We start from the raw sequence: 9,410 nt of genomic DNA, 5'->3' as shown, positions 1-9,410 counted from the left end.
TCAGTTCAACTGAACGAATGGGCCATTCGGGAATTACGGGGGAGGTGGAACGTCAGCCGCGGGCCGCGAGAGCGGCGAGATCCGGGACCAGCTGGGCCAGCGCGCGGCCGCGGTGCGAGGCGGCGTCCTTCTCGGCCGGGGTGAGCTGCGCGGCGGTGCGCTCCTCCCCTTCGGGCCGGAACACCGGGTCGTAGCCGAAGCCGCCGTCGCCGTGGGGCTCGCGGGCGATCGACCCCGGCCAGGTCCCGCGGACCACGCGCTCGACGCCGCCCGGCACCACCAGCGCGCACGCGGACACGAACGCCGCGCCGCGCCGGTCGTCCGGGGTGTCGGACAGCTGCGCCAGCACCAGCGCGGTGTTCGCCGCGTCGTCGCCGTGACCGCCCGCCCAGCGCGCGGACAGCACACCCGGCATCGCGTTCAGTGCGTCGACCTCCAGCCCGGAGTCGTCGGCGACACAGGGCAATCCGGTGGCGGCGGCCCCGTCGCGAGCCTTGACGAGGGCGTTCTCCTCGAAGGTCGCGCCGGTCTCCGGCGTCTCGGGGAACTCCGGCACCTCGTTCAGGCCGACGAGTTCGATGCCCTCGACGCCTGCCGTCTCCAGCACCCGGCGCAGTTCGCCCAGCTTCTTCGCGTTCCGGGACGCGACGAGCAGCCGGACGGTGCCATCGGCGCCCGTATCCGACCGCTCAGGCACCGAACTTCTTCTTCTCGGGCGTCTTCGGCTCGGGCAGCTCGCCCGGGTACGGCAGCGCGAGCGCGGCCTTCTGCACCTCGAACAGCTGCTCGCAGCCGGCGAGGGCCGAGTCGAGCAGCTTGTCGAGGGTCGTGCGCGGGAAGGTCGCGCCCTCGCCGGTGCCCTGGATCTCGACGAGGGTGCCGGTGTCGGTCGCGACGACGTTCATGTCCACCTCGGCGCGGGAGTCCTCCTCGTACGGCAGGTCGAGCCGGACGCGGCCGTCGACGACGCCGACGCTGACCGCGGCGATGCCGCAGGAGATCGGCTGCGGATCGGACAGCAACTCGGCCGCCCGCAGGTAGCTGACGGCGTCGACCAGCGCCACGTAGGCACCGGTGATGGCCGCGGTGCGGGTGCCGCCGTCGGCCTGCAGCACGTCGCAGTCGATGGCGATGGTGTTCTCACCGATGGCGGCGAGGTCGATGCAGGCGCGCAGGGAGCGGCCGACGAGGCGGCTGATCTCCTGGGTGCGGCCGCCGACCTTGCCCTTGACGGACTCGCGGCCGCTGCGGGTGTGGGTCGCGGCGGGCAGCATCGCGTACTCGGCGGTCAGCCAGCCGAGGCCGGAGCCCTTCCGCCAGCGCGGCACGCCCTCCTCGACGCTGGCCGTGCACATCACGCGGGTGTTGCCGAACTCGACCAGCACCGAACCCGCGGGATGGCTGGTGAATCCTCGGGTGATCTTCACTTCGCGGAGCTCGTCGTCCGCCCTACCGTCCAGTCGTCTGCTCACCCCGGTGAGCCTAGTCGGCCGCGCCGACCGGACAACACAGTCGGCCGCCCGACGGGACAACACCGCCGGTTGCGCCGACCGGACGGCACGGCCGCTCAGATATCGAAGACGTCGCCCGCGCTGACGGCGTGGACGGGACCGGAGAACTCGGCCTTCGCCTCGGCGATGACGTCCTCGCGTGAGGTCCACGGCGGAATGTGGGTGAGCAGCAGCTCCCCGACCCCGGCGAGCGTGGCGAGCCTGCCTGCCTCCGCACCGGACAGGTGGATGCCGACGGGACGGTCCGGGTGGTGGGTCCACGACGCCTCGGACAGCAGCACGTCCGCATCGCGGGCGAGCTCGACCACCTGGTCGCACATGCCGGTGTCGCCGGTGTAGACCAGCGTGCGGCCGGTCGGGTTCGTGAATCGGAGGCCGTACGCCTCCGGCGGGTGGAACATCCGGGCCGACTGCACGGTGAGCCGGCCGTAGTCGAAGGTGCCGCCGTCGGTGAGGCGCCGGACGTCGAGGGTGTCGGAGACGTCGTCCATGCTGCCTGCGGACTCCGCGGAAGCGGATCCGATCCGGGGGTGGGTGTCCGCGGGGCCGTACAGCAGGGCCCGCCCGGCCGGCGGATTCGGGTGGTAGCGGCGCCACACCAGCAGTCCGGGGATGTCCAGGCAGTGGTCGGCGTGCAGGTGGGTCAGGAAGATCGACACCGCCCCGGGATCCTCGTACCGCTGCAGGGCACCGAGTACGCCGGGCCCGAAGTCGATGACGGCCGGCGGGGTGTCCGGTGCGGTGAGCAGATAGCCCGACGCAGGCGAGTCGGGCCCGCCGACGCTGCCCGAACAACCCAGGACGGTGATGCGCATAAGGGTCATGCTGCCACGCCCGGCCGGTGACGAAAAAGGATCGGCCCGAATCGAGACGAACGCACCCCGAACCGGCCGCTGAGCCTGCCGTCACACCCGCCCGCCCCCGGCCCCGATCCGGGCCGCCGGGCGACTACCGAGGCAGCGCTTTCGCCGCGCGCGCGGCCCGCACATCCGAGGCGAGGATCCAGGCGGCGAGGACACCACCGACCGCGCCGAACAGGTGTCCCTGCCACGACACCCCGGGCTGGCCGGGCAGCACGCCCCAGAGCATTCCGCCGTAGAACAGCAGGACCACGAGCCCCAGTGCCAGTTGCCCGAAGTGCCGGGTGAACAGGCCCCGGGCGATCAGGTAGGCGAGCCAGCCGAACACGAGCACCGATGCCCCGAGGTGGTTGGTGCCGGACCCGCCGGTCAGCCAGACCCCGAGGCCTCCGACCACCCAGATGATCGCGGTCGCCTCGAGCCCACGTGCGATGCCGGACAGCATCACCAGGAATCCGAGGACGAGCAGCGGGAGCGTGTTGGCGAGCAGGTGCCCCCAGCCGTAGTGCAGGACCGGCGCGAACAGGACGCCCCACAGCCCGCTGAGCGTGCGCGGCTCGACGCCGCCGCCGTCGAGCCGGTTGCCCACGAGCATGTCGATGAACTCGAGCACGTACAACCCGACCACGAAGGCGCTGATCGCGATCGCCGCCTGCTGCCACTGCGGCCGAGATCCGGTGGGGACGGGCGAATTCGACGGCCCGGGCACCGGGAAGGACGACGTGGGCTGGGTCATGCCCCGAGCCTACCCATGTGGGACCGGTCGGCGGGGGCTCACACGCGTTGACTCACCCGGCGAACGCGGACGGGAATTGGTCGCGGTAGCTGGGGATCCCGGCGACCGTGGTGGCGGAGAGGATCGCGTCGACGATCGACCGGGACACGACGTCCGCGGCGGCGGTGCACACGGCGTCGAGCACCGGCAGGTCGGGCGGGAACGCGGCCGGTACCTCGGCCGCGGGGGCGGGCAGGTCGTGTGTCCCGGTGGACAGCGCGAACAGGGTGTCGCCGTCGAGCGGTGAGTGCGCGGGGCGGATGGCGCGGGCCAGTCCGTCGTGCCCGGCGACCGCGACGCGGCGGCACGCGGCCTTGCTCAGCGGGGCGTCGGTGGCGACGACTCCGATGGTGGTGTTGAGGACGGTCCCCTTGCCGCCGAGTTCGACCGCGGCGGCGAGTTCCGCGGAGTCGGGCACCCGCAGTCCCCACGCGGCCGCGTCGCCGGGCGCGACCCCCCAGGGCAGTCCGGTGGCCGGGTCGAACACCGACCCGACCGGGTTGGCGACCACCAGCGCGGCCACGGTGGCGCCCGCGGCGGGCCCGTCGCCGAGCACGGCACTGGCGGTGCCGATGCCGCCCTTGAGGATTCCCGCACGGGCGCCGACGCCGGCACCGACACTCCCCCGCCGGAAGTCGGTGCGGGCGGCGTCCGCGGCGAGGAACCCGTGATCGGCGGTCGGGCGCACCGACCACTGCCCGACCGGCAGGTCGAAGATCACCGCGCCGGGCACGATCGGAACCACGTGACCGTCGGCATCCATCGGGATGCCGCGGCCGCGTTCCTCGAGCCAGCGCATCACCCCGTCGGCGGCAGCAAGGCCGTACGCGCTGCCACCGGTCAGCAGCACCGCATCCACCTTCCGGACGCTGTGACTGGGGTCGAGCAGGTCGGTCTCGCGGGTGCCGGGTCCGCCGCCGCGCACGTCGACCGCCGCGGTCGCCCCGCCGGCAGTGAGGACGACGGTGCAGCCGGTGGCCCGCCCGGACCCGAGAGTGGCGTCGGCGTCGAGTTCGTGGTGGTGGCCGACGAGCAGGCCTGCGACGTCGGTCAGGGCGTTTCGGGGCCCCGGCACCACCGTCACGGCAGGAGGACCTGGACCAGGGAGTCCTGCATCCAGGTGAGCCAGTGGTAGACGTCCAGGTGCGGCGCCCGCGGATCGTCGGGGTCGAGTTCGTCGGGGGTGTCGGCGTCGATCCCGATCGTGGTGCCGAGCGCGAGCCGGATGTCGTTGAGGCCGTACAGCCAGGATTCGGCCTGCTCGGGAGTGAGCACCACCTTGCCGCCGTCGGCGGGGACGGTCTGCAGGATCACCGCACCCGCGGCGACCTTGGCGTCGATGATCTCCGGCTCGTACAGGCTGCGCAGCGCGCCGTTGTCGTTGGCGTCGCGGGAATCGGGGTCCACCGTGTCGCGGCCGGACCCGAAGAAGTCCGGCAGCAGCCGGGCGAGCGTCGCGTCGGTCGGGGCGGCGGAGTTGCCGGTCCGCAGTCCGGTGAGTTCGGCGAGATCGTCCTGCGGCGCGGACGCCGACCGGTCCTCGAGCAGGCCGAGCACCGAGGTCACCAGCGACCTGAGTACCGACGCCTCCCTGGCATCCATCTCGGACCGGATCTTGACGCCGCCCAGCGAGTTCTTACGGCTCCATGTGCGCACGGGTGGTTACCTGGCAGTCCTTCCGAGTCAGGGGGTGGCTCAGCTGTCGCGCTGCATGGTGGCCCAGAGGCCGGCCGCGTGCAGGCGTTGCACGTCGTGCTCCATCTTGTCCCGGGAACCGGACGAGACGACCGCCTTGCCTTCCTTGTGCACCTGCATCATCAGATCGGTGGCCTTGGCCTTGCTGTAGCCGAACAGCTTCTGGAAGATGAACGTCACGTAGTGCATGAGGTTCACCGGATCGTCCCACACCACCGTCACCCAGGGCCGGTTCAGCGATTCGTCCTCGTCGGTGACCTCTGCCTGTTCGGGCAGCACCGAAGGAGCCGGGGTGGGCATGCTGGCCATCGGCACGGCCATGAGAGTGATGTACGGGCGCGGAGCCATATGTCCAGACTACGACGCCATCCGGACCAATTGAACACCGCGCGAGCAATACCCTGCGGACCACGCGCGCGAAACGCCGGGTCCACGCCGGTCCCGGCGGCCCGGCTGCTCGTAGGGTGACGGCGTGACGAACTCCCAGTGGTCCCAGCCCGCGACCAGCACCGCACTGCTCACCGACCAGTACGAACTGACGATGCTCGCGGCCGCGTTGGCCGACGGCTCGGCCGAGCGCCACTGCACCTTCGAAGCCTTCGCCCGCCGCCTCCCCGACGGCCGCCGCTACGGCGTCGTCGGCGGTGTCGAACGGCTGCTGGACGCGTTGGAGCGGTTCCGGTTCGGCGAACCCGAGCTGGCGGTCGCGTCGACGTTCCTCGACGACGACACCCTGGCCTGGCTGCGGGACTACCGGTTCACCGGCGACATCGACGGCTACCGGGAGGGCGAGTTGTACTTCCCGGGGTCGCCGATCCTGTCGGTCCGGGGCTCGTTCGCCGAGTGCGTCCTGCTGGAGACGCTGATCCTGTCGATCCTCAACCACGACAGCGCGATCGCGTCGGCGGCGGCCCGGATGGTCAGTGCCGCCGACGGCCGGACGCTGATCGAGATGGGCTCCCGGCGCGCGCACGAGGAGTCCGCGGTCGCGTGCTCGCGCGCCGCCTACCTGGCCGGGTTCACCGCCACTTCCAACCTCGAGGCGGTGCGCCGCTTCGGCGTGCCCGGCGCGGGGACCAGCGCCCACTCGTACACCCTGCTGCACACCACCGCCGCGGGCCCGGACGAGGCGGCGGCGTTCCGCGGTCAGGTCGCCAAGCTCGGCGTCGGCACCACGCTGTTGGTGGACACCTACGACATCACCGAGGGCGTCAAGACCGCGATCGCGGTGGCCGGGCCGGAGCTGGGCGGCGTGCGGATCGATTCCGGCGACCTCGGGGTGTGGGCCCGGCAGGTGCGCCGCCAGCTCGACGATCTCGGCGCGACGAAGACGAGGATCGTGGTGTCCGGCGACCTGGACGAGTACGCGATCGCGGCACTGAGGGCCGAACCGGTGGACAGTTACGGCGTGGGGACCGCGCTGGTCACCGGGTCCGGTGCGCCCACCGCGGGAATGGTCTACAAGCTGGTCGAGGTCGACGGCATTCCGGTGGAGAAGCGCAGCAGCCAGAAGTCGTCGCGCGGCGGCGGCAAGTGCGCCATCCGGTTCGCCCGGACGACGGGGACGATCGTCGAGGAGGTCGTGTACCCGGCGGACGCACCGGTTCCGGACGGCGGCGGTCTGACCGGCCGTCCGCTGATGATCCCGATGGTCCGGGGCGGCGAGCTCGAACCCGACCTGCCCGGTCTCGACGACGCGCGGGAACTGCTCGCCCGGAACCTGGTGAGTCTGCCGTGGGAGGGCCTCAAGCTCTCGCACGGCGAGGCGGCGGTCCCGACGCGGTACGTCGGCGACTTCGCGTGAAGAATCGAGTCATGAGCACCACCATTCGCAGGGCCCTGATCATCGTCGACGTGCAGAACGACTTCTGCGAGGGCGGCTCCCTCGCCGTGACGGGTGGCGCAGCGGTCGCGGCGGCGGTCAGCGACTACCTGGCCACGCCGGGACGTCCGCGGTACGCCGCGATCGTCGCGACCGCGGACCGGCACATCGACCCCGGGCCGCACTTCTCCGACCGGCCCGACTTCCGCGACAGCTGGCCGCCACACTGTGTGGTCGGGACGCCGGGCACCGAGTTCCATCCGGCGCTGGACACCTCCGCGATCCAGGAGGTGTTCGGCAAGGGCAACTTCGCGGCGGCCTACTCCGGGTTCGAGGGCAGTTCGAGCGACGGCGACTCGCTCACCGACTGGCTGCAGGACCACGAGATCGCCGCCGTGGACGTGGTCGGGATCGCCACCGACCACTGCGTGCGCGCGACGGCGATGGATGCGGTCCGCGAGGGATTCGACACGCGGGTGCTGCTGGACTACACGGCCGGGGTGGCGCCGGACACGGTGCGGACGGCGCTGCATGCGATGCAGACCGCCGGGGTGACGCTCGTCGGCGGCGCGGCGCCGACGCCTCGCCGGGGTGGTCCGCTCCGCCGCCAGTAGGCTTGCCCGGTGCGTGAACTCCCCACCGTCCCCGAGTTGCTGTCCGCGGCCGTGCACGCTCTCGGTGGCGCCGAGCGGCGGAACCAGCTGACGATGGCGTCGGCGGTCGCGCACGCGATCGAGTCCGGGGAGCACCTCGCGGTGCAGGCAGGCACCGGCACCGGCAAGTCGCTCGCCTACCTGGTGCCGAGCGTGCGGCACGCGGTGGAGTCGGGCCGCACGGTGGTGATCTCGACGGCGACGATCGCGCTGCAGCGACAGCTGGTCGACCGGGACCTGCCGCGCCTCGCGAAGGCACTGAAGAAGGCACTCGGCCGGGAGCCCCGGTTCGCGATCCTCAAGGGCCGCAACAACTACCTGTGTATGAACAAGGTGCACACCGGCATGGCCGAACAGCCGGCACCGGAGACCGAACTGTTCGACGCGTTCGCGGTGTCCCGGCTCGGCCGGGAGGTGCAGCGGCTGACGAAGTGGTCGTCGGACACCGAAACCGGGGACCGTGACGAGCTGGTGCCCGGCGTCAGCGATCAGGCGTGGCGCCAGGTCAGCGTCACCGCCCGCGAGTGCCTCGGCAAGTCCCGCTGCCCGATCGGCGAGGACTGCTTCGCCGAGCGCGCCCGCGCGGAGGCCGCGCAGGTCGACGTCGTCGTCACCAACCACGCGCTACTGGCGATCGACGCCATCTCCGGGATCGCGGTGCTGCCCGAGCATGACGTGGTCGTGATCGACGAGGCGCACGAGCTGGTGGACCGGGTGACCGGCGTGGCGACCGCGGAGTTGGCGCCGGCGACGGTCAGCGCGGCCGCCCGGCGCTGCACGAAGCTGGTCGAGGAGCAGGACGCGGACCGACTCGAGGCGTCGTCGGAGGCATGGGCCGAGGTGCTCGAGGAGCTGCCCGCGGGACGGTGGGAACACCTGCCCGACGGTGCCGGGCAGGCCCTGGCCCTGGTCCGGGACGCCGCGTGGGCGGTGCGCACCGCGATCGGTCCGTCCCGGCCGGGTCAGGCGGCGGCCGATCCGGAGTCCGCGGCGGCGCGGGCGGCCGCGCTGTCGGCGGTCGACGAGGTGCACGACAGTGCCGTCCGGGTGCTCACGGCGTTCGACGAGCCCGATCCCGCCAAGCATCGGGACGTGGTGTGGCTGTCCGACGACGAGCGGCGCGGCAAGCTGGTGCGGATCGCGCCGCTGTCGGTCGGCGGGCTGCTGCGCAGCCGGTTGTTCGACGAGTCGACGGTGGTGCTCACGTCCGCGACCCTGACGGTCGGCGGATCCTTCGACGGTCTGGCGGTGGAGTGGGGGCTGCCGGCGCAGGCCTCGGTCCGGAGTGACACCGCGATGGCGACGGGCACCGAGGCCCCGTCCGACGACTCGGCCGCCAAGTGGAACGCTCTCGACGTCGGATCCCCTTTCGACCACGCGAAGGCCGGAATCCTGTACGTGGCCAAGCACCTTCCGCCGCCGGGCCGCGACGGCCTGTCACCACGGTTCCTCGACGAGATCGAGGAGCTGGTGACCGCGGCCGGTGGCCGCACGCTCGGACTGTTCTCCTCGACGCGGGCAGCGAAGGCGGCGGCCGCCGAGATGCGCCAGCGCCTCGACACGCCGGTGCTGTGTCAGGGCGACGACGCCACCGGACAGCTGGTGCGCAAGTTCGCCGAGGACGAGGCGACGTCCCTGTTCGGCACCCTGTCGCTGTGGCAGGGCGTGGACGTGCCGGGTCCGTCGCTCTCGCTGGTGATCCTGGACCGGATCCCGTTCCCCCGCCCGGACGACCCGCTCCTGGCGGCCCGGCAGCGCGCCGTCGAATCCCGCGGGGGCAACGGCTTTCTCGCCGTCTCGGCCAATCACGCCGCGCTGTTGCTGGCGCAGGGCGTCGGTCGCCTGCTGCGAAGCGTCGACGACAAGGGCGTGGTCGCGATGCTCGATTCCCGGTTGGCCACCGCCCGGTACGGCGGATACCTGCGCGCCTCGCTCCCCCCGTTCTGGGAGACCTCCGACCCGATCGTGGTCCGCAAGGCGCTGGAGCGGCTCGCGGGCGGCTGACGGCCGCCGAACGGCCCCGTCCCGAAGGGACCCCGAACAGTCCCGTCCCGCACGGCGTCCGGTGGACACTGGAGGTGACAGCCGACCGGG

The 9,410-nt window shown here is 72.3% G+C and carries 10 protein-coding genes; 3 read left to right on the top strand and 7 right to left on the bottom strand.

Features of this window, described 5'->3' with window-relative positions; translation table 11 throughout:
• Nucleotides 1–52: 52 nt before the first annotated feature.
• From rdgB to clpS, 7 genes are all read right to left on the bottom strand, one after another.
• Complete coding sequence (gene rdgB, locus ACWDU4_RS26765) at nucleotides 53–655, bottom strand: RdgB/HAM1 family non-canonical purine NTP pyrophosphatase (protein WP_450116987.1); 603 nt, start codon at nucleotides 653–655, stop codon at nucleotides 53–55.
• A 34-nt stretch (nucleotides 656–689) separates the two neighbouring features.
• Complete coding sequence (gene rph / locus ACWDU4_RS26760; RefSeq protein ID WP_450116984.1) at nucleotides 690–1,472, bottom strand: ribonuclease PH; 783 nt, start codon at nucleotides 1,470–1,472, stop codon at nucleotides 690–692.
• A gap of 95 nt (nucleotides 1,473–1,567) precedes the next feature.
• Nucleotides 1,568–2,326 (bottom strand): cyclic nucleotide-degrading phosphodiesterase, encoded by a 759-nt coding sequence (locus tag ACWDU4_RS26755; protein WP_450116983.1) that lies wholly within the window; start codon nucleotides 2,324–2,326, stop codon nucleotides 1,568–1,570.
• A 133-nt stretch (nucleotides 2,327–2,459) separates the two neighbouring features.
• Entirely contained in the window at nucleotides 2,460–3,107 is a 648-nt protein-coding gene (locus ACWDU4_RS26750; RefSeq protein WP_450116982.1) for a rhomboid family intramembrane serine protease, read from the bottom strand.
• Nucleotides 3,108–3,159: 52 nt separating this feature from the next.
• Nucleotides 3,160–4,230, bottom strand: coding sequence for a P1 family peptidase (locus tag ACWDU4_RS26745; protein WP_450116981.1), 1,071 nt, complete (start codon nucleotides 4,228–4,230; stop codon nucleotides 3,160–3,162).
• Entirely contained in the window at nucleotides 4,227–4,802 is a 576-nt protein-coding gene (gene aosR, locus ACWDU4_RS26740) for an oxidative stress transcriptional regulator AosR (RefSeq protein ID WP_450116980.1), read from the bottom strand. Before aosR ends, ACWDU4_RS26745 begins: the two co-directional genes overlap by 4 nt.
• A gap of 39 nt (nucleotides 4,803–4,841) precedes the next feature.
• Nucleotides 4,842–5,189 carry an ATP-dependent Clp protease adapter ClpS gene (gene clpS, locus ACWDU4_RS26735; protein ID WP_450116979.1) on the bottom strand — a complete coding sequence of 116 codons (348 nt, stop codon included), beginning with the start codon at nucleotides 5,187–5,189 and terminating at the stop codon, nucleotides 4,842–4,844.
• Nucleotides 5,190–5,313: 124 nt separating this feature from the next.
• Here clpS and ACWDU4_RS26730 point away from each other — a divergent pair, with 124 nt between their 5' ends.
• The 3 genes from ACWDU4_RS26730 to ACWDU4_RS26720 are packed head-to-tail and all read left to right on the top strand — an operon-like array spanning nucleotide 5,314 to nucleotide 9,320.
• The gene (locus ACWDU4_RS26730; protein WP_450116978.1) at nucleotides 5,314–6,645 is read left to right on the top strand and encodes a nicotinate phosphoribosyltransferase; all 1,332 of its coding nucleotides are present in this window, start codon (nucleotides 5,314–5,316) and stop codon (nucleotides 6,643–6,645) included.
• A gap of 11 nt (nucleotides 6,646–6,656) precedes the next feature.
• A complete protein-coding gene (locus ACWDU4_RS26725) occupies nucleotides 6,657–7,277 on the top strand; it encodes an isochorismatase family protein (RefSeq protein ID WP_450116977.1) in 621 nt (206 codons plus the stop codon).
• Between the two features lie 9 nt (nucleotides 7,278–7,286).
• Nucleotides 7,287–9,320 (top strand): ATP-dependent DNA helicase, encoded by a 2,034-nt coding sequence (locus ACWDU4_RS26720; protein WP_450116976.1) that lies wholly within the window; start codon nucleotides 7,287–7,289, stop codon nucleotides 9,318–9,320.
• Nucleotides 9,321–9,410 lie beyond the last annotated feature (90 nt).

It is taken from the genome of Rhodococcus sp. NPDC003348, from assembly GCF_053589375.1.
Note: the sequence above shows the minus strand (reverse complement) of the source record. Positions and strands in the feature narration are given on the sequence as shown.